The organism is Mesorhizobium sp. M1334, from assembly GCF_040317995.1.
Classification (GTDB): Bacteria; Pseudomonadota; Alphaproteobacteria; order Rhizobiales; family Rhizobiaceae; genus Mesorhizobium.
In genome coordinates this window covers 86,986-107,018 of record NZ_JAMYLM010000016.1, presented here as the reverse complement: position 1 = coordinate 107,018, position 20,033 = coordinate 86,986, and the positions used below count along the sequence as shown (strand labels likewise).

General features: G+C 58.3%; 19 protein-coding genes and 2 pseudogenes. 12 read left to right on the top strand and 9 right to left on the bottom strand.

The features are described 5' to 3' along the window. Positions 1–5 precede the first annotated feature (5 nt). The 3 genes from NKH17_RS23765 (at position 6) to NKH17_RS23755 (ending at position 2,808) form a co-directional block, all read left to right on the top strand. A complete protein-coding gene (locus NKH17_RS23765; protein WP_352864849.1) occupies positions 6–1,223 on the top strand; it encodes a TraB/TrbI/VirB10 family type IV secretion system protein in 1,218 nt (405 codons plus the stop codon). Positions 1,224–1,234: 11 nt separating this feature from the next. Further along, entirely contained in the window at positions 1,235–1,507 is a 273-nt protein-coding gene (locus tag NKH17_RS23760; RefSeq protein ID WP_352473672.1) for a DUF2274 domain-containing protein, read from the top strand. A 263-nt stretch (positions 1,508–1,770) separates the two neighbouring features. Then, the gene (locus NKH17_RS23755) at positions 1,771–2,808 is read left to right on the top strand and encodes an IS110 family RNA-guided transposase (protein WP_352972457.1); all 1,038 of its coding nucleotides are present in this window, start codon (positions 1,771–1,773) and stop codon (positions 2,806–2,808) included. 523 nt (positions 2,809–3,331) lie between these two features. Here the strand turns inward: NKH17_RS23755 and NKH17_RS23750 are convergent. Genes NKH17_RS23750 through NKH17_RS23740 form a run of 3 tightly spaced genes read right to left on the bottom strand, consistent with a single transcriptional unit; the run spans position 3,332 to position 5,354 of the window. Next, entirely contained in the window at positions 3,332–3,742 is a 411-nt protein-coding gene (locus NKH17_RS23750) for a ubiquitination-like system serine protease family protein (RefSeq protein ID WP_352467836.1), read from the bottom strand. After that, positions 3,743–4,942: a ThiF family adenylyltransferase gene (locus NKH17_RS23745; RefSeq protein ID WP_352473671.1), complete on the bottom strand. Its 1,200-nt coding sequence runs from the start codon at positions 4,940–4,942 to the stop codon at positions 3,743–3,745. Continuing rightward, positions 4,902–5,354, bottom strand: a complete 453-nt coding sequence (locus tag NKH17_RS23740; RefSeq protein ID WP_352467834.1) for a multiubiquitin domain-containing protein — start codon at positions 5,352–5,354, stop codon at positions 4,902–4,904. Before NKH17_RS23740 ends, NKH17_RS23745 begins: the two co-directional genes overlap by 41 nt. 182 nt (positions 5,355–5,536) lie before the next feature. Here NKH17_RS23740 and NKH17_RS23735 point away from each other — a divergent pair, with 182 nt between their 5' ends. Together NKH17_RS23735 and NKH17_RS23730 are read left to right on the top strand one after the other, a co-directional pair. Next, positions 5,537–5,923, top strand: coding sequence for a helix-turn-helix domain-containing protein (locus NKH17_RS23735; RefSeq protein ID WP_352467833.1), 387 nt, complete (start codon positions 5,537–5,539; stop codon positions 5,921–5,923). Positions 5,924–6,038: 115 nt separating this feature from the next. Next, positions 6,039–6,776: an ImmA/IrrE family metallo-endopeptidase gene (locus tag NKH17_RS23730; protein WP_352972455.1), complete on the top strand. Its 738-nt coding sequence runs from the start codon at positions 6,039–6,041 to the stop codon at positions 6,774–6,776. A gap of 369 nt (positions 6,777–7,145) precedes the next feature. Here NKH17_RS23730 and NKH17_RS23725 read toward each other — a convergent pair whose 3' ends face one another. The 4 genes from NKH17_RS23725 to NKH17_RS23710 all read right to left on the bottom strand — a co-directional run bounded on the left by NKH17_RS23725 (position 7,146) and on the right by NKH17_RS23710 (position 11,258). Beyond that, positions 7,146–8,342, bottom strand: a complete 1,197-nt coding sequence (locus tag NKH17_RS23725; RefSeq protein WP_352972453.1) for a PAN domain-containing protein — start codon at positions 8,340–8,342, stop codon at positions 7,146–7,148. Next, the gene (locus NKH17_RS23720; RefSeq protein WP_352474457.1) at positions 8,326–9,912 is read right to left on the bottom strand and encodes a hypothetical protein; all 1,587 of its coding nucleotides are present in this window, start codon (positions 9,910–9,912) and stop codon (positions 8,326–8,328) included. Before NKH17_RS23720 ends, NKH17_RS23725 begins: the two co-directional genes overlap by 17 nt. A 251-nt stretch (positions 9,913–10,163) precedes the next feature. Then, positions 10,164–10,862: a thermonuclease family protein gene (locus tag NKH17_RS23715; RefSeq protein ID WP_352467051.1), complete on the bottom strand. Its 699-nt coding sequence runs from the start codon at positions 10,860–10,862 to the stop codon at positions 10,164–10,166. 123 nt (positions 10,863–10,985) lie between these two features. Then, positions 10,986–11,258 (bottom strand): hypothetical protein, encoded by a 273-nt coding sequence (locus NKH17_RS23710; protein ID WP_352467052.1) that lies wholly within the window; start codon positions 11,256–11,258, stop codon positions 10,986–10,988. Positions 11,259–12,179: 921 nt separating this feature from the next. On the opposite strand from NKH17_RS23710, the pseudogene NKH17_RS23705 reads away from it, so the two are divergent. Next, positions 12,180–12,458 (top strand): annotated as a pseudogene (locus NKH17_RS23705) (integrase core domain-containing protein); the annotation flags it as partial. A 123-nt stretch (positions 12,459–12,581) separates the two neighbouring features. On the opposite strand, the gene gmd reads toward NKH17_RS23705, so the two are convergent. Further along, complete coding sequence (gene gmd / locus NKH17_RS23700; protein ID WP_352972451.1) at positions 12,582–13,652, bottom strand: GDP-mannose 4,6-dehydratase; 1,071 nt, start codon at positions 13,650–13,652, stop codon at positions 12,582–12,584. A gap of 141 nt (positions 13,653–13,793) precedes the next feature. Further along, a pseudogene (locus NKH17_RS23695) lies at positions 13,794–14,095 on the bottom strand (nodulation factor ABC transporter ATP-binding protein NodI); the annotation flags it as partial. Between the two features lie 482 nt (positions 14,096–14,577). Here NKH17_RS23695 and NKH17_RS23690 point away from each other — a divergent pair. From NKH17_RS23690 to NKH17_RS23665, 6 genes are all read left to right on the top strand, one after another. After that, a complete protein-coding gene (locus tag NKH17_RS23690) occupies positions 14,578–14,814 on the top strand; it encodes a hypothetical protein (protein ID WP_352914037.1) in 237 nt (78 codons plus the stop codon). 169 nt (positions 14,815–14,983) lie between these two features. Continuing rightward, on the top strand, positions 14,984–15,346 hold the full coding sequence (locus NKH17_RS23685; protein WP_156937465.1) for a hypothetical protein: 363 nt from the start codon (positions 14,984–14,986) through the stop codon (positions 15,344–15,346). Positions 15,347–15,739: 393 nt separating this feature from the next. Then, positions 15,740–16,729 carry a nodulation protein NodZ gene (locus NKH17_RS23680; RefSeq protein WP_023680057.1) on the top strand — a complete coding sequence of 330 codons (990 nt, stop codon included), beginning with the start codon at positions 15,740–15,742 and terminating at the stop codon, positions 16,727–16,729. A 242-nt stretch (positions 16,730–16,971) separates the two neighbouring features. Further along, positions 16,972–18,387 (top strand): mannose-1-phosphate guanylyltransferase/mannose-6-phosphate isomerase, encoded by a 1,416-nt coding sequence (locus NKH17_RS23675; RefSeq protein ID WP_031212902.1) that lies wholly within the window; start codon positions 16,972–16,974, stop codon positions 18,385–18,387. A gap of 648 nt (positions 18,388–19,035) precedes the next feature. Continuing rightward, entirely contained in the window at positions 19,036–19,227 is a 192-nt protein-coding gene (locus NKH17_RS23670) for a hypothetical protein (RefSeq protein ID WP_352565414.1), read from the top strand. A gap of 347 nt (positions 19,228–19,574) precedes the next feature. After that, on the top strand, positions 19,575–20,033 hold the full coding sequence (locus NKH17_RS23665) for a (2Fe-2S)-binding protein (protein ID WP_352467057.1): 459 nt from the start codon (positions 19,575–19,577) through the stop codon (positions 20,031–20,033).

Sequence of the window (20,033 nt, the reverse complement as noted above, 5' to 3'; positions counted from 1 at the left end):
GGCCCATGACGGATACTTCCCGCTCCGATGCTCCACCGAAACTCGATCCAGAACAGCTGCAGCTGCGGGCCTCGCCTCGCCGCGCTGTGCGCTTCAAGCGCGGCATTATTGTCGCCATTGCTGCTGTTGGTTCCGGGACCGTTCTAGCCGTCACCATGATGGCGCTGCAAGGACCGGCACTGCGCATCAAAGAGCAGGCTGAAGAGCTTTACAACACCGAGCGGAAGCCAACCGCGGAGGCAATTGAAAGGCTGCCTAAGGACTATTCCGGGATCAAGCCCAAGCCTCCGGTGCTTGGACCACCGCTGCCCGGCGACCTCGGCCGCCCCATCCTTGAGCACCAACGCCAGCTGGGCATCGCGCCGGGCCAGGAGGTTTCGGCGGAGGAGCAGCGCCTTGCACAGCAGGCGATCGAGGCGCGCGAATCGCAAGTCTTCTTCCGGATCGAAAATCGACCCCGGCAAGCGGATGCCGCCGGCAACGGGCAGGGCGGGCGTCCACCCTTTGATGGAACGGCTCCACAATCCGATGCCGCACGCGATTCAGCTTCCGTTGCACCGGCCGAGGGCGACCAAAACAATCAACAGCGCAAGCTCGATTTTGTCAGCCAGCGGAACACAAGTGGAATCTACAATCTGCATGCACTGCAGACGCCGGCTTCGCCGTATCAGCTGATGGCCGGCAGCGTCATCGCAGCGAGCCTGATCACTGGCATCAATTCCGACTTGCCCGGCCTCGTCGTCGCACAGGTCACCGAGAATGTGCACGACACAGTCACCGGCAGCACCTTGCTCATTCCGCAAGGCTCTCGCCTGATTGGCACCTATGACAGCGTTGTTGCCTTTGGACAAAGGCGCGCGCTGCTGGTCTGGCAACGGATACTGCTGCCCGACGGCTCTTCGATCGAAATCGACAATCTGCCGGCGACGGACACCGCCGGCTATGCCGGGCTTGAGGACAAGGTGGATTTCCACACCTGGCAGCTGATGAAAGGCGTTGCGCTGGCCACGTTGCTAGGGGTCGGCACCGAGCTGAGCCTCGGGGAAGACGAAAGCGACCTGGTCAAAGCAATCCGCGAATCCGCTCAGCAGAACGTCAGTCAAGCTGGCCAGCGCATCACCGAGAAGAACCTCAATATTCAGCCCACGATCACCGTCCGCCCTGGTTGGCCACTGCGCGTCATCGTGCACAAGGATCTTGTGCTACGGCCGTACCCGAATTGACTGGAGTCATCATGACCAATCTGAAACTCGGCAAACTTCCGGATCGGACACCTTCGAAGATCACCATAAGCGTAAGTGCAGACCTGAACCAAGCACTGAAGGACTATGCGGCGCTTTATCGTCAGACCTATGGCGAGTCCGAATCGGTAGCGGAACTGATCCCGTTCATGCTGGCGGAGTTCCTGGAGAGCGATCGAGCGTTTGCCAAGGCCAGAAAGGAAGGGCTCCCTGTCGTCGACAAGTCAGAGAAATCGCGGCGGAAGGCAATTTCAGGGTCCGAATAAGTCACAGCGACCAGTGAGTCCGAGGGGGCACCTTTCTAGGCGGGCGAATGCATTCAAGCAACTTGCCGGCGGCAAGCCGAAACATAGGGCACAAAAGACGAGCTGATCTGCCCCGAACCAATGCCGGCTCTGCGCCTTTGACGGCCGTAAAGGTCCACTTCACAGCTTCTTAAAAGCAGATGAGGTGGATGGCTCCCGCTCTAGGCATCTGAGTGCCACAGTGGGTTTGCTGTCAGGCAACCCGAGCAAAGGAGCCATCCGCCATGCAGATTACTACCGTGGGCCTTGATCTGGCCAAGCGCATTTTTCAGGTTCATGCCGTCGACGCGTCTGGGGGCGTTGTCGTGGGCAAGGCCCTGCGGCGGTCGCAAGTCCTGCCGTTCTTCGCCAAGCTGCCGCGCTGCCTGATCGGAATCGAGGCCTGCGGGACGTCACATCACTGGGCTCGAGAACTGACGGAGCTCGGCCATGAGGTCCGCTTGATGCCGCCGAGCTACGTGAAGCCTTATGTGAAGCGCGGCAAGAATGACGCGGTGGACGCGGAAGCGATCTGCGAAGCGGTGACACGCCCGACCCTGCGCTTCGTGGCGATGAAGTCGGCCGAGCAACAGGCGGCCCTTTCGCTTCACCGCACACGCAATCTTCTGGTCAAGCAGCGCACGCAACTGGTGAACATGATCCGCGGCCTGTTGGCCGAGTTCGGCATCGACATTCCCCAAGGTTTGGAGCGGGCGCTCAGGCTGGCGCGCCAGATCGCCGCGAAGGAAGTGGAGCCGGAAGTGCCGGCAATGGCAACGCAGGTTCTCGATCTCCTGTGCGACCAGGTGCTCGACACCCATGCCCGGCTCCAGACCATCGACCGGTCGATCCTTGCCCAACAAAGAACGAATGAAGTGGCACGGCGTCTATCGACCATACCTGGCATTGGCCCGATCGGTGCCACAGCGTTGGCGGCCTCGGTTGCCGATCCGGGTCAGTTCCGCTCGGGTCGAGAGTTTGCCGCCTGGCTCGGGCTGACACCTTCGCAAAACTCGAGCGGCGGAAAGGACCGTCTCGGGCACATCACCAAGATGGGCGACCGGTACCTGAGAAAGCTCCTTGTGATCGGCGCGACCTCCCTGATCCGACGGGCAAGGCATAAGCCCGAGGCTGCGGATCCGCGCCTCCTCGCGTTGCTCGCCAGGAAGCCAGCGCGCGTGGCGAGCGTAGCGATGGCAAACAAGATGGCCCGCGTGGTGTGGGCTATCATGGCGCGCGGCGAAACCTATCAAGCGCGTCATGCTCCGAACCTTGCAGCGTAAGTTGCGCAGAAGACGAGACATTGAAGCAGAAATCAGATCGAGCCGATCAATCGGCTCCATGAGGTTGTAAGAGCGACGCGATGTGATGGCGAGACCGGTCAGGCCGGGAACAGGGATAACCCATGCGATGTCGGAGCATCATAGCCTGCAAAGCAGATTGGGACCTTGTTCGCCGACCCCATCAGGGCCAGCAGCTTCAAACGGCTGCATGAACAGGCCGGACAGAAGACTGCACCCGACCAATGCGCCAGAACGACGAATTACCTCTTGCAATACGGGAGCCATCCACAGAAGACATCGCTGGCGATGCCCTCGAAGTCGACCATGCCCACTTCCGGACGTTGGCTTCTTGTTGGAAGCGGGCATTGGTTGGCAGGGCCAGAACTGCCGCTTGCGGCCCGTCGCGCTTGCCTTCATCAACCACAGATCGAGGCATTTGCGCCTCATGGCGTGCTCGCTTTGTCTGTCGCCTACTGACACCAACAAAACAGGCAGGCCGGGATCAGCCTGCCTGTTACGAGGGCTACTGCGGCGGCCCAAAGGAAGTGAACCGGGTCCAGACACGGCCCAGCGCAGACAGCACACGCTTCAGGAAGGACAGACGCGCGGGGTCGCCGTGCGCGTGGCGTTCGATCTGCTTGCGCATCACCGCTTGCGACGTGGCTGGATCGAAGGCGCGCAGCCACTCAACCTCGCCGACCGTAATGAAGTAATGCGAATTGCAGGGTGCATCGCAGACGGCAATCGAAGGGCGCACCGTCGCCATACCGCCTTGTTCAGTGACCTGGTGGCTGTCGGGCACCAGCAACGAAACACGATGACCACAGCCGCAAGCGCACAGCAGGGCCCCGATCTCGAACTCCTCGCTGTGATAGACGACGCCCGGCACCAAAGGCTTGGGCATGCGCTCGACCGCTTCATAGCGAAATCTCATCTAGACTCCCCCCGCCCGGTCCATTTCGAAGGTTACGGTATCGAAGATTATCGAGGTCGCATCACTCTCCCGGTCCAGCAACCCGAAATGCTGCTTGAACCGGATCACGGCCATGTTGGCATTCAGCGCATTGAGCTCGGGAATCTGCGCCTGCTTGCGATATTCGTCAGCCTTCGCGTTTTCGACCGGCAGACGCACCGTACCCCGATTGTTGTCGAAGGCGGCACGGTCGGTGCCCGTAATGCGCACGAAGCCGCTGAGCCCGACGGCCGAGCGGTTCAGGCCCATGCCGCAATCGACAAAGGGAATGTTGTTCGCACTCAGCCAGTCCACGATCAACAGGCGCGCCGGCCCCTCATCAACCGAGACGAAGACGAAATCGAACTCGCGGAGGCGAATAACATTGTCGGCCGTGATGCGTTCGGCGACCGGCACAATGCCCGCATGCCATTGATCATAGTGCATGGCAAGCGCCTCGACTTTCAGCTTGCCGATGGCGCCGGGGATAAAGCCCGGCCATCTGAAGATCGTGTGGAGATGGACCTTGTCATCATCGAACAGCGCAATCTGCTCAAGATGCGTACGAGCCACTGAATCGAGAATGAAGGAGCCAGTTCCGCCAAGGCCGACGATGGCGACCTTCTTGCCGCGCATGAGCGCTGAGAGATCATTGAGGTGATAGCGCGCGGACATGGTGTCGGGAAAGCGCAGCGGCGAACCCTGCGCGGCCGCCTTGACGGCGATCCCACGTAGGGGTGTAGCCTGAGGATAAGCATTGACCGCCGGCGTCGTGATCGTATCGATGTATGTCTGTACCTTTTCCTCGAACGACTGGTACGCGCGCAGCGCGCCCTGCTCATCCATCAACTTGTAAGAGAAGGAGCAGCTCATGACGAGATCAGGCGTCACCTCAACGGGATTGGGACCGCCGCCAAGCCTGAGCTCGCGTCCCTGCTGGTCGTGGGGTCGGCTGCCGCGCCACCAGGCTTGGTGATCGGCGGGGGGGCCGATGACCGGGCCGGTCAGACCAAGTGGGCAGGCCCAATCGCCGTGCTGCAAGCCGGCCTCGCTGTCGAGGTAGGGCAGACCGTATATAACGAAATAACCGCCCACGAAGTCGATCAGGTATCCCGTCTCGTCCAGATCACGAAGGAAGGGGTTATGATTCACCAGTTCCGGCAACTCGAAAGCGCATTCCATCCTTCACCTTCACCTTCTGACCCGGTGCGAGCGTGCCGCTCGGGTTCTCGACCGGACCGTGGGAGTATTTGACGAGATATTCGTTCGAGGGCTTTCCGCCCTGCCCGAGATAGAGATCGACCACGCGGGCGTAAGTGATCTGTTTGGTGTCGATCTCGTGGTCATCGCCATTAACCAGAATGTCGAAGACCTTCTGGCTGTAGAAATGCTGATCCTGCGTCAGATGGATCGGCGTGTCATCGCGCGGAATGCGCTCATCTTCCTCGTCGCCCGCGACCTCGCGGTAGAGCCTCTCGTGCTGCTTAATGTCGGCCAGCGCATAGAGCGCTTCACCGGTCGTTGGGTTGGGCGAATTGATCGCCACTCGATTGATGTGGATGCGCACGATGTGCGACGCAGCAATGTCCAGCATGACTTATATCCTTTCCCGCCTCTGGCGGCGCTTGCGTTTCGCCCCGACCGGTGGCATTTTGGTGTCCGGCCAGACAACAGAAGGGGTTCGAAAAAAGCCCTGGTCTAATTCACATCAGATCAGAGCCTGTTGTCCACACAGACAACAAATAGCGATTGAAAAAAATTTGTCAAGGAGGGCGAATGCCGGAAACAGCACTGGGTGTGTGGTTGAAAGGCCTAAGGGAAGAAAGAAAGCTGAGCCTAAGGGATCTCGGCCAGCGCAGCGAGGTCGATCACGCCTACATTCACCGGCTTGAAACGGGCGTAAAGGAAGCCCCATCCGAAGACGTTTTGGACAAGCTAGCGACTGCGCTGTCAGCCTCAAAGCGCGATCGCGAAGTTCTGCGCCACCTCGCGCGCCAGGAGAACGTTAATCCGAATATCTTGGAATTTGTCCGTCAGGATCAGAGTATCAGCGCCGAGGAGCTGCAGATGCTTTCCACCGTTGTGAATCGCGGCACGCGCGCGGATTACGCGACCTCGCTCGCGCGCATCAGGCGCATGATGATGGAAGACGATGATGGATGAGTTGTCAGTCGTTTCATCTGCACGGGCGTTTATCAGCAAATGCGGGCCGCTTGCGCAGCCGGTCTCAGTCGATATCTATGCGGCAGCAATCGACGGCACGATCAAAAAGGAAGCCTTGAACGACGGCGAAGATGGCTGGTCGTTCAAGACGCCCAAGGGCAAATACAAGATCTGCGTGAACTGCAATCAGAACAACAGGCGTCAGAGGTTTACCGTCTGCCACGAGGTTGCCCACGCGGTTTTAGACATCGCCCCCGATCATAGCCAGCCAAGCTGGAGTCTCAGCAAGCGGCCCCAAGGCGAGATTTTCTGCGACATTTTCGCCGCCGAGCTACTCCTACCATACAAGCTCTTCAAGCCGCAGGTTGACATGTCGGAAATGGGCATGGCGGCCGTCGGCACGCTGGCCGATGATTTCGATGCCTCGCTTCTTGCCGCCGGCTCGCGTTTCGCAACCTTCTCGAAAAATCTCTGCGCGTTCGTCGTCTCCGAAGGCGGCAAGGTTCGCTACAGCGCCCGCTCGGCAAGTCTACGTCAGGCAAAGGGCTGGGTCAGGCCCGGGGCGCTCCTGCCCGAGGGTTCCTACAGCGCACGAGCACGAGCGGGCGAGAAGCCATCAGGGCCTGAAGAAGCGGAGGCCGATGAGTGGTTCGAAGACTGGGACCGCGATGGCGGCCTATTCGAAGACGTCTTGCATGTTGGTCAATGGGATCAGACCATGACGCTGCTGTGGTACGAAGAGGACGACGCCCCGCCCGCGCGTCTCGAGCGCAAGCAATGGGAGGAACAGACCTACGGCCTGCGTGAGCTTGACGGCAATCTGCCCTGGCCGGGCGGCAGGAAGCGGCGATAGGTGGAGACCTGAGTTTGCTAGGCCAGCGGATCGATCGCCCAATATGCAGACCTTTTCAGCGTCCGGGCAGGATCATTCCCAGACTTTTTGCGCTCCCAATCGAGCGGCCGATATCTTTCTTTCGAGAGAAAAAGCGGTCCGTCGGGTCACGGCCCCATTTTGACATTCAGTCAGACGGTCCCGCAATGCGCCGACGACAATTCTTTCTCTGAGATGCCTCAGTTGGCTCCACTTTGCATTCTGCTGGAGCTTCGTCGAAGAACATTCCTGCCGCTAACCCAAAGGTTATCGTGGAATTTTGCTAGCCACTTTCTTTGACAAGCGGCTTGGTTTCAATCGCTCCTTGAGGATAGGTTCTTCGCTTCAACTTTAGTTGGCGACGCTCTTGATGCCAGATGCGACCGCTGCGTTATCAGCGGATTGGGTTATGCTGTTGAAAAGGACACACGCACTTTCTTTTTTGCGGAAATTGAACCCTAAGCAGGATTTGTCGTTTGCACATTGCAGTATGCAGTCTGGATATCGGAGCGGAGAGGTCCAATAGGCGTTGCCAGAAATTTCCGTTTTTGTGGCGAACACCAAATTCGAGTAGCGCAAATTGCTCTCGACCACTTTTTTTGCGGCCATGATCGACTCTTCGCTTTTGACCAGTAGCGATGCGTCCCCTTTCATGAAACAAGCTCGAAATTTTGTGTTATAAGTAACCGCTAGACACCTGAAGTCGGTGTCGCAGGCGGTTTGACACTGCTCAGAACTCACGTTCCTAATTGGCATATCCGGCAGGTCGTTTCCGATCGCGTCCCACCCGGACACGACAACAAATCCACTATCTGGATCGACCTCTGTCGCAGGAGTTTCTGCGGGGACAGTTGCGGCCTGCTCTCGTGACGAGTCAGGAATGATGTCTGAAGACGCAAATGTGCGACCATCCAGCCACGCGCATCTTGTTGCAAGATCGACGGCGGATGAATCATTAAGGCCGACCAACTGAAGCGTCTGAGCAGCAGCGCCAGGCCCGGCTGGTGGCGCTGTCGGTGCAGAACGAGCTGCCAATGATACATTTACGTCTACGCCGTTCACACTCCGCCGAGAGTAACACCACGCTCGGTCCCAGGTTTGGTCGTTCTCATCCTTGAAGTGGTGACCTGTGATTAACTCCCAAGTGGTGCCTTGGAACTCGACGTTCTTGGTGGCGAACTTGTTGAAGTCGACGGTCACCACGTCAGGCTTGGTAGGGACGTCAGCCTGGGGCGCCTGCTCCTGAGTTGGCTTTGGAGTTGGAACAGGAATAGGCGGCTCATCTTTTGGGGAGGTGAGATCGCTTGGCTGCTCTATGGTCGGCAAAGCCGCCGGCTCCGATTTGTCCCATAGACCAAGATTGATGCCCAGCCCAATCCCGACCGCCGCCACTGCAATGGCTCCGCCAGTCGCCATTCGGCGAAAGGCGGTCGCTCGGGCTGTCTTCTCTTGGGCCGCGGCTTGAGCCTGCAAGGTTGGAATCGCTGACCTTTTGACGGCGAGATCGACGGCTTGCTCAAGCAGGGTGGTATTATGCCGGACGAGCACTTTTGCGACCCTTCATTGATACCGTCACGAGGTCTGAGACCTCAGGCGGCAAATCCTGGTCGAGGGCCTTGCGAAGGACTTCGGGATCATCGGTGAAGAGCGGAACATAGAGGATCTCTTTGACCACCTTTTCCACAGGCACCTCAACCCGCTTCTCAACCTCTTTCTCGACCATAACTTCGACTGGTACCTTAATCGTTCGAATTCGGCGCCACCGCCAACTCAGAAGCATTCTGCGGAGCAGCCTGGAAGTCTTGCTGTCTGAATTGTCCTCTTCTCGGGCGGCAATGCGCTGGAGCGCTAGAGCGACCATTGCCGTAATTGGTCCCGCGAGCGCGGCGATGAGCGCGAGCGAGCCGAACCAAATCACAGAGATTATTCCGGCCTGTGCCTCAGTCACCAGTTCAGGTTTGCTGCCGTACCACCGTGAGGCAATACGGCGGACCTGATCTGTCCGCGCCATTGGGATCCGCTCCTTGGCCAAGGCGCTGAGGGCTTTGGCAATCTGGTCCTGTCTGACCTGGTTTTGCGCCGAGGTGTTTGCCTTGTTGGCTTCTGCCGCCTGGGCATCTGCGAGCCGTTTGCCCGCTTCATCCAATCGACGCTGCCAAGCCGCGGCATCACTATCGCGCGTTTGCTCCAGAGACGAACGCCTATCGACAAGCTTCTGCCTCTGGTCAGTAGTCATAGGAGGGCTATTTGCCCGCAAACGATCGAAATTTTCGCGCAGCGCAGCAATCTCTTGATCGAGCGGCTCAATCCGAGTGTCGAACTTGGTGATAATTTTCGTGCGGGGGTTGGCAAGTTTAGCCACTTCCGATTCTAGCCTGCGTGCCGAGTCGCTGTCGCCTGAATCGCGCGCCATCTTGATACGTTCAACAAAGCTGTCGCGTTGGCGCTCAAACTGATCGACAGCGTCTTTAACTTCGCGATCACGCTGTTGAATCAGCGCCGATCGAACAGCATTTTTCTCATCCACTTGATCGCGAACACGCGAGGCCTCTGGAGTAAGGGCTGTCGTTCCCTCCAATTCCGCATTGGCCTCGGCAATTTGCGACTGAGAGGTCGCACGCGATTTTTCTGCAAGAGAGGTCAGCTGCTCAATTTCGGAACGGGCTTGATCGACCTGATCGGCTCTTCGACCAAGTTCGTCAGCAGAGGCGAGCTTTGTCGCTTCCTGCTCAAGGGCATCAATCTTGTTTACGAGCTCCTCATAACGCAGCTGACGCAATGCGCCTGCCCTCTCCATCCCCATAAAGACAGTTTCGAAAGTGATGCCTGCAAGAACCAGGAGGAAGACCAAGATTATGGGCTTCCAGAGCCAAGACGCGCTGAAAAGCAGTGTAGCTATCGGTATCTTGGTGAGCTCCGCGATTGCCACCATGAGAAAGGGTGCACTGGCGAGCGTCAAATCCATTGCAGTGACAGACTCGCTTGCAGAAAACGCTTGTACGCCTAATGCTACACCTGTCGTAAGACCAATCGCTGCGGCCGCAATCTCTAGGGCCCAGGCACCACGGTAGGTCCACTGGCCATAGCTTGCCAGCTTTTGACTCATCACAGTCTGCATTTTACTCGCCCCCCCGACAGGGCAACATCACGCCTTGATCGCCTGCCAGCATACATTTAACGGTTTTGAAAGTCTTAGTTAAGGCGTCTCTTCTCTCTATTGTCGCAATAACTTTTTCTGCCCTTCAGATATAGAATACCTCGTCAAAAAAATGGGGTTAGCAGACCGCGTCGCCCATGCATGGTTTTCGTTGGATCGGTGTAAGCGGAAAGCCGAACAGGCCGTAGCGCGCTTACTCCGTTACATTTCAGCTAGCAGAGTGTTTCGCATGCGATCCCATCCTTGTCGCGATCGAGTTTTCCGCCCCATGAGCAGTTTTGCAGGTACCAGTTGGCTTCGTCGCAGGAACCGATCTGCTTGCACGTTCTCCGCGGCTCGCAAGAATAGCCGCTCTGCGCGACCAGCTTACGGCTGATGATGCCCAGCGGGCGACTCGACGGCGCCGCGCCGTCGGCGTGCGCAGCGCGCCATTCCCAGGGTGCCTGAAACGTCCCGGCCCACAGGCCGATCTTTGAGGCTTGGGCTTGCGCCTGCTGCCCCCCATAGGCGCCCTGGCTGTAGTGAGGCCAATCCAGCGCCTGGCCGTGCTTGACCATCCAGGCGGCCACGCCCGCGCCGTCGGCGCGCCGACAATCGCCGACAAAGCGGTGGTAGCGGTCCCACGTCACGAATGTGCATTCGAGCGGCCTCGACGCGGCCAGGAAAGTGTCCAGCGCTTCGGCCGATCGCCGGCCGCAAGGATACTCGGCGCCATTCGCATCGCGGCACAGCTGCCGGCCCTCTGGCGCGTCGATGCCGTTGAAGCGGACGCGCTGGCCGTGGATTTCGATCGTATCGCCGTCAATGACGGAAGCGACACCGGTAAGCGAGGCGGGCGCCGCCCTTTGTGGGCTGGCCTTTGATGCATCGTCGCTACGTTGCGCGCCCGACGGCGCCAGGAAGGCGGCCACCGCCGCCGCTGCCGTAAGACCGAGCATTGCCGGCACGCTCGCAAGTTGGCGCCGCCACAGCTTGGCACCGGTGGGTCTCTGCCACCGATTGGATCGATATTTGCGGTATGGCCTGCTCATCCGCTACGCCGACCAGCCCGGCCATGCGCTGTCGACCATGGGCAGGCCGGCGCAATAGTAATCGTCAACGAACCGCCCGGTGGACCGGTCGCGGCAGCGCCAGATAACGCTGTAGTTCTGGCCATAGAATTGGTCCCACGCGACGCCATAGGTTTGTGGTGGCGGTGGCCGGTAATATGTTCCGCCTCCATAGCCGTTGTTGGCAGCGACACCCACAGCTGCGCCGCCGACAGCCGCGATCGCTATGCCTGTCGCGACAGCATTGTCGGTTTGCACAAGCCTGGTGCACCTCTCTGCTGTTGCGCCCCTGCGCACTAGAAGGGCCGCTACCCTGCTACGATACTGTTTGTCCGTGCTGCTGGCGAGAACGTGACATAGCGCAACGGTATTCATTGCCGTGAGATCGCTGTCCGACACGACAGCGGTCGTAGAGCAGCCGCTGACGCACAGGGCTGCACTTGCGATGAGTGCTCCAATTTTCATGTGAATCCCCCAAACAAATATTGGGGCGAGTCCGACCTAGAAGTCCAGAGTTTTGTTTTTCACTTTGCTACGATTCACAGCATGCTGCGGCTAGCTGGCATCCACTGCAACCAACCCTTCCGCCGGTCGTTGACTGATGCTGGGTTGATCTCAGCCACTCCAGAACTTGCCCGCTGGCTCAAAACCGGCAGGCTTTTTTTCCGCGACGCCGGAAGGCTCTATCTCGCCGTATGTTGTGGTACATCGGCACGCCGTCATCGGGCCGTGCCGTTGACCGAGGTGGTCCCTCCGCCATGGTCGGCCGGCGCAGCCTTGACCGTCCGCGCGGGCCATCCCAATCAAGCCCGCTGGCTTCGGTCGGCGGCTTTTTATTTGATGCCCGGCGCCGTCGGCTTGGATCTAGATCCTCGCCAGTGCCGGATTGAAGGTAAGCTGCGGCGGTATGATCGCACTTCGCGCGGGACGGACCATTGGTGTGCAGCAAGAGCGCCGAGTTCATTCGGCCAAGATTCTGCACTAGGCCGAGGTAGGTGAAGGCAGATAGCTATCCGGTAATCGCTGAGATATTGGAGATAATGTTCCCCCATGGAGGTGTGTACCAGTATTATAAGTTTCCAAACTTCATGTACGAACGCCGTGGACGAGCTGCTGTGTGCGCTTGCCGTAAATCGCTTCCGCGAGTTCACAGTCGGAGGTTGGCTAGGACCCTAACGCGAGAGCTTCAACGGCCCCCTTCGCGATGAACTCCTCAACGAGACGCGGTTCACGTCCCTGGCCCAGGCCCGCGCGAGGCTCAATGTATGGCGCGCCGATTACAACGGCGCGCGTCCGCACTCGCACATCGGATGGCAGACACCCAACGAATGTGCATCGACCTTCAACCCGCGACGGTCGCTCGCGCTGCGCAACGTGAAACGCTCCGCGCCAGCACCCGTCGCGTCCACCGGCCATCAGGGCAAATCCACCCCCGGAAACGAACTCACGACTGGATAGAATTGGGGGAAACGTCAGGGCGGCCATAACTTTGCAGTCTTCAGACGCGATGCGGCCTACAACAGCGCTGCCCACCATGCTTGTGGCCCGCGACCCACACGGCTTTTCCCTTCAGATCGTACATTATGCTTCCTTCATGATTACCGATGTCTGCATGACCTTGAGGTCTTCCCGCACCATTTCCGCGGCGAGCTCGCGCACGGATGTCTCATGCACCCAGCCGAGCTTCTCCTTCGCCTTGGTGGCATCGCCCAGGAGAAGATCGACTTCCGTGGGGCGGAAGTAGCGTGGGTCTACCTGGACTAGGCATCTGCCGGTCTCGACATCATAGCCCTTTTCGTCGACTCCCTCACCACGCCATTCGAGCGCGACGCCGACATCTTCGAAAACCCATTCGACGAATTGGCGGACAGGGGTCGTCTTGCCCGTCGCCAGCACGTAATCATCCGGTTGATCCTGCTGCATCATCATCCACATACCACGCACGTACTCACGCGCATGGCCCCAATCGCGTTGAGCATCCAGATTGCCGAGATAAAGCTTGTCCTGCTTGCCGAGGCAGATAGCAGCGGCGGCGCGGGTGATCTTGCGCGTCACAAAAGTTTCGCCGCGCAGTGGGCTTTCATGATTGAAGAGAATGCCGTTGGAAGCATGGATACCATAGGCCTCGCGATAGTTGACCACGATCCAGTAGGCGTAGAGCTTGGCGGCGGCGTAAGGGCTGCGCGGATAAAAGGGCGTTGTTTCGTTCTGCGGTACGGATTGCACGAGGCCGTAGAGCTCTGAAGTCGAGGCCTGATAGAAGCGGGTCTTGTCCTTCAGACCGAGGAGGCGGATCGCCTCAAGAAGTCGCAATGTTCCGATACCGTCGGCGTTTGCTGTGTATTCCGGCGTTTCGAACGACACCTGGACATGGCTCTGAGCGGCCAAGTTGTAAATCTCGTCTGGCTGGGATTCCTGAACTACTCGGATGAGATTAGTCGCATCAGTGAGGTCACCGTAATGCAAAATTAGGCGCGGATCGGGATCGTGCGGGTCTTGGTAGATGTCTTCGATGCGACCCGTGTTGAAGGAAGAGGAACGTCGCTTAATCCCATGAACGACGTAGCCTTTTTCCAGCAGAAGACGGGTAAGATAGGCACCATCCTGTCCCGTTATGCCCGTAACCAGAGAAACTTTCCTGTTCTCGCCCATTTTCTTCCTGCTCTATTATAGTTGAAGTTTCGACTCCGGCTCGCCACACCGCCAGCAAACTGCGGCCCGCCCCATACCCTATGGTAGGATTTCGACAGATGCGGCGCGGAGCTCGTCATTGACAGTGTCAGCCAGCGAGCACACCTGCTCCTGCTTGGAGGCATAGCAAAACAGAGTCTCGCCGCTAACCTGCCTAAGTCGCACATGCGGCCTGAGTGCCGAACTCAGCTCACGGGGTGAGCGACATAGATTTCAATCACGTCGCACCCGATTTGCTCATCAATCAGCGAGTGAGGACGCACGTCCGTTCTCAAGCACGCAGGTCGGTTGCATAGCCGCTCCGCTTCTTCCACGAAGTGGGTGGCCAGTAGAATCGTCTTGCCCTGCGCCAACAGGGCACGTAGCCATTCCCAGATAAAATGGCGGGCATGTGGGTCCAAGCCGACAACTCCACCTTACCGCTCTCTTGCGCTAACCAAGTAATCTTAATCATTGCCTGCTTCAGCGTCTTCTAATGGAAATTGTTTTGATCAGTGAAATCGATTGTTTGGATGAGGTGCATCCATAAAATGGATTGTTTGACAGGGCAGCGCGGCACATCGGCGGCACAAAGTCGTGGGCGCGAGGTTTCGCTCCGCGCGAAGACAAAGTTCGTGGCAGTCGGGGGCTTTGGGCGAACCGCACATTTGAGACGGCGGCGAAAAGCCGGGTAGGGCATTACGTATTGACCTCCAAGGAATTTCGGGCGCGCTAGCCCGAAAACGGTAGCTGGGCTTCAACGATGGGGGGACGAGGCGACCATCAAACTGTGTTTCATACTGTAGGCGATCGCAGTGCGGCGAATTTGAACGGCCGCCTTTGCCAGCCCTCGCCATCGCATCCGGCTACAGGTGCCGAAGATCTTCTCGATCCGAGTACAAATTCTGTGGATCGGTTGGTTCCAGGCGTCGAGCTTTCGGCCTCGTCGCGCCCCCACAGCGGTTGCGACGATGCGCGGCCTTCCACCCTTGGCGCGCACCGCGTCGCCGAGATGATTGCCTCGGTAGGCGCTGTCGGCAAACACTTCGCCGGGATTGTCGGGCAGAACATCAGGAACGGCGTTGCCGTCCTCGGTGTGGGCGCCGTGACGGCGATCTCCTCGACAAGGGCCGTATCGGCGTAGGCACCGAAATGGGCTTTGAAGCAATGAAACGCTGGTCGGCGCTTGTACTTGACCCAATGGCCCTCTTCATCATCTTCGCTGGCCGAGGCGATGATCGCCGCATCGACAGGCGTGCCGATCTTCACCTGGATCGCTGAACTGGCGGGTGATCTGGGCGAACAACAGGGTCATGAACCTCAAGGGCCTGTCGAAAACGGACGAGAGCGGGTTCGCACAGGTGTCGGCTCCGACACCGAGAACCCGCAGAACCGTCGGAACGATCCTCCACATGGCTGCAGACGCCAAAATTCCTCTCTCGGCCGTCGTCGCACAGCATCGCGTGCCAGTCGCTCAGTCCGGCCGGATCGAAAGCTATCCGGTCGACACGAGTTGCGCCATGTTGGCGCACTTGAAAGCGTCAGAGGGCGCTGTGTCGCATCTTTCGATGGGACCGGACGCCATGATGGCCATAAATGACGTGGATGGCCTGCGCCTGACATTCGACGGCTGGCGGGTCCTGCACATCCGTCCTTCAGGAAACGCCCGCAAATGACATGTTACGTTGAGGCAGTTAAGAATTGGACTTGAAAAAGGGACTTTGTGGACTGCCTCGAACGGCTGTTTCGCTTAGCAAAGCGCGGCCTCGCGTCAGCAGAGGCCCATCGTCAAGGAATGCCTTAGTATCCAACACATGGATGGGCCACATCCACGCAATCAATTTTACAGATGTCGCCCGGCGCATTAGAGAACGCTGAATTTAACCGGAAGCGGGAGTACCCGGCGTCAAGATTTGCGAGCGTCACAGAGATAAGGATAGGCAGTGCAGAGGGAGCTCTTCTGCCCCACGCGCAGCCTCTACCAAATCGCCCGGCGTAACGGTCGACTAGTATCGATTAAGAGATCCCAAGCCAGATGCAACCTCGTCTCTGAAACGAAATTTCCGAAAATGCAGGTCAGTGGATTGGTAAAGCGCAGGTTCGTCGTCTCTCAGAGGCGTACGGGGTTCGGTGATTGTCTATGGTCGCTGGCGGCCGCTTGGCGCTACGCTCAGCGGTCGGGACGAACGCTAGCCGTCGACTGGCGCGGGTCCTGCTATCTCGACCAACCCTTCACAAATGCCTTTCCGGTGTTCTTCGAACCGATCAATGACATCGCTGGCGTACCGGCTATTTGCGACGACCGGATCAACGACTTTTCCTTCCCGGGTCCATTCTTCCCGGAGTGGTGGAATAGGCCAGCGATCGACTGCCTTTACCGCCCAGATGAGCAGATTTTCCAAGAGCGCGACGAGTTGGGCGAGCTCTTTCAGGCCGAACACGATGTCGAAGCGAACACAGTAGTGTGTGACGCTTGCTTGATGTGGCGCTGCGATGAGGATGCCGAGCGGCAGGTCTTCCAGAGTGTCAAGCCTCGGTCTGAAATTCAAACACGCATAAATGCCATTTACCAAGAATGTTTTGAGGGGCACAGCATCATCGGGGTTCATGTTCGACATGGTAACGGTGAAGACATCATGGACCATGCGCCCTACTGGGCCGATCCGGAGTTCGCCGTTCGACAAGTGTGCACTGCGGTTGATAAGGCTAAAGCGTTACCGCACCCCAAGCCTGTGCGGCTGTTCTTGTGCACGGACAGCGCGCAAATCCTGGATCACCTGTCGGCCAGGTTTCCCGATCTTCTCACCGTCCCCAAGCATTTCCGATCCGATCAAGACGGCCCCTTACACACTGCAGCACTTGGGATGGACGGCGCAATTTCCGCCCTCGTTGAGATGTATCTTCTCGGGCGCTGCGATACTGTAATTCGGTTTCCTCCGACGAGCGCCTTTACACGATATGCACGCCTTTTCGTACCACGCGTAATTGAGTTCGATCTGAAGGAGCCAAGTCGTTTGATTTTGATAGAAGACAGCCAAAGAATCTCTGGTCTCAGTTAAGACCCGTCACCTGCACAATTCGGCGGATGCAACCAACAGACATAGTTGAATGTCCATTTCTCATCGAGGCCATGGAAGCGTCGTACGATACCGATAGCGTCGTCATCTGAGGCCGTTCGGCAACGCGCCAGAACTTCGCTGTTACTCGGAGGCCGCAGACCAAGCCAGAGCGACGGCGATCGTGACGCTAACGCTCGAAAGGGCGCGGGCAATCACTCCAGAGACGAAATCGAGGTTGTTATATGAAAGTGGTTCCCGTCATCATCAGCGGCGGAGCCGGATCGCGGCTATGGCCCGCCTCAAGGCAATCGCACCCTAAACCTTTCCTCAAAGTGGCAGACGGGCATTCACTGATGCAGCACACTGTGTTGCGCGCCGGTTCGATAAAGGGCGTAGTGGAACTCGTCGCCGTGACATCTGGGGAACACCTCTTCCTTACCAAGGACGACTTCGACGAACTAGAGTCCGTGGTCCTGCCACGCACCTTTCTGCTCGAGCCTGAAGGCCGGGATACGGCCGCAGCCGTTGCGGCAGCCGCCATCCATGCCAAGGCGACGCAAGGCCCTGACGCGATTCTATGCGTCTTCCCAGCCGATCACATGGTTGGCAACCTGCCTGCATTTTTAGACGTCATGTGCCGGGCCATCGAACATGCGAAGCTCGGGCGGATCGCCACATTGGGCATCACCCCAACCAGACCGGACACGGCATTCGGCTATATCGAAGCGGATGGTGAGAAAGTCGTCCGTTTCGTTGAAAAACCGGATCTGGACACAGCCAAAGCCTATGTCGCGTCCAAGCGCTTCTTTTGGAACGCCGGCATTTTCTGCTTTAGCGCACAAACCATGCTCGACGAGATGGCATCGCATTGCCCCGCGGTGATCCAGGCCGTCTCCGACAGCTACGAGAACGGCCGCTTCAGTCAAGGCGAAGGCTTTGCCAAGATCGAACTCGCGCCTGAGCATTTCGGCTCCGCCCCGCGAATCTCGCTCGACTACGCTGTCATGGAGAAGACGAACAAACTTGCCGTGGTTGCCTGCGACATGGATTGGAACGACATCGGATCCTGGAACGCAATGGCCGATTTGATCGCCCCCGACGAAAGCGGGAACAGGATACGCGGCGATGTGCATATGGTCGACACGACCGGCAGCTATGTGAGCTCCGACAAGCGCGTCATCGGCACGGTCGGCGTCAGCGATCTGGTGATCGTCGATTCCCCGGACGCTTTGCTTGTCGCATCCCGCGACCGCGTTCAGGACGTCAAGAAGCTGTTCGAGGGCCTCAAGGCTTCAGGACATGAAGCTCACCTGGTCCATAGCACGGTACACCGGCCGTGGGGTACCTACACGGTTCTTGAGGAAGGCGAGCGCTTCAAGATCAAACGCATCGAGGTGAAGCCCGGTCGGCGGCTGAGCCTGCAGATGCACTATCATCGTTCGGAGCACTGGGTCGTGGTCAGCGGCTCCGCGAAAATCGTCAATGGCGAGCAGGAGTTGTTCCTGGCGACAAACGAATCAGCCTACATCCCCTGCGGCCATAAGCATCGGCTGGAGAACCCAGGCAGAATTGACCTGGTGATCATTGAAGTGCAGAGCGGCGATTATCTCGGCGAGGATGATATCGTTCGCTTCGACGACGTATATGGTCGAACGTAGATTTCACCCGCGTGACGAGAACGGTCAACGTGTCGCTGACTAATTACCACTAGGAAGCCCGTCTGCCCACTTAGGACCGGATGCTTGTGGAATCGGGAATTGACCAAGGCAGCGGCGAATGACCGCAATCGGCATCAGGGGTGGGACAAATCAACCGGAAAAGACCGGAGAGCATAGTAACGCAACACAGTCCCACTGTCGAATAGCCTTTGATATTTCTGACTTTCCAAGCACCCTCAGGGCCCACCAAAATTATATCAATGGCTTATGGCCGACTTCGCTCTGAAGTGGGCCAAATCGACCTCGCTATCCCCGCAGCACTCAGTTCGATTGTTTTCGCATGAAAACGAGCAAGGACAGGGGGAGGGCGATCTTGTGCTGGCTTCTATGTCCAATCTTGCTCCTGTTCGTCGTCAGGTTGTGTGCAGCCACATAGCGCGGCTATCGCGAGGCTGGAAGGCCTCCGATCGATAGGTGCGGCGAACGGCGGCAACGAGGTGCGAATAGGATGGCTGAGCGTATGATCGAGAATACCGCAGTTGCGGTCTAGCGCGAAATGCAGCGTCTGTGACTCATCGGTCATTGCAGCGGGAATCATGACCCTAAGCCGCCCTTCATCAGCCCACCAGCGCCCAGAAGAAGGCGAAGATCCGTCACAATGCCTACCTGTACCAAGGCTTCAAGCAGTTCACCGCGAATGGGAAGACCGCCAGCCATTGCTTCTTCATTTTCGGCCATTCGCTCGCTACGAATGACGACCACATCCTTAACCGCATAGCGCGTGGCAAGTTTCTGGCACCTATGGTGAACCAGCATCCGCGGATAACCAGCGGATCATGAACCACGCGAACGAGCTAGCGGTGCAGCGCAACGAAAAATCGCCGCTTGATGTCGTCTTTTATGATGCTGCTACAGTTCATGTCTGGGGTTTCGGCTTAGAAGCGGAATGACTGCCAACCAGGTCATCGAGCCGGAAACTGACCGGCCGGTCGGCCCAAAAATGACATTCAGTTGCCTCCAGCCTTTCGACACGAGCCACTTCACGATCTCGCGATTGCCAGCTAGCGGCTTGTTGCTCGAGCTGCGCGATCCTAGTCTGTGGTCGCTATGCCTCAGCAATAAGAATCCGGTTCCTAGCCGGGCGGAGGCGCAACGAGATAGCCAGCTCAGGACAAGGAGAGCAAACCATGGTCGCTTTTACCCTCAATGGCGAGGCGCGAACACTCGACGTCGATCCAGAGATGCCGCTGCTCTGGGCGATCCGTGACGGCATCGGACTCACAGGAACGAAATTCGGTTGCGGCCTTGCCCAGTGCGGCGCTTGCACGGTTCACGTTAACGGCATGCCGACGCGCTCGTGCCAGACCGCAGTCGGCGACATCGAAGGAGCCTCGATCACCACCATTGAGGGCGTGTCGGGCAAGATCGGCGAAACGGTCCAGGCCGTGTGGGCCGAGTTCGACGTACCTCAATGCGGCTATTGCCAGTCTGGCCAGATCATGTCGGCCGTGGCCCTCCTGACAGAGACGCCGAAGCCGACGGACGATGATATTGATTCGGCGATGAGCGGCAATCTCTGCCGCTGCGCCACCTATCATCGCATCCGCGCGGCCATCCACGAGACCGCCAACCGGCTGGAGACTTGA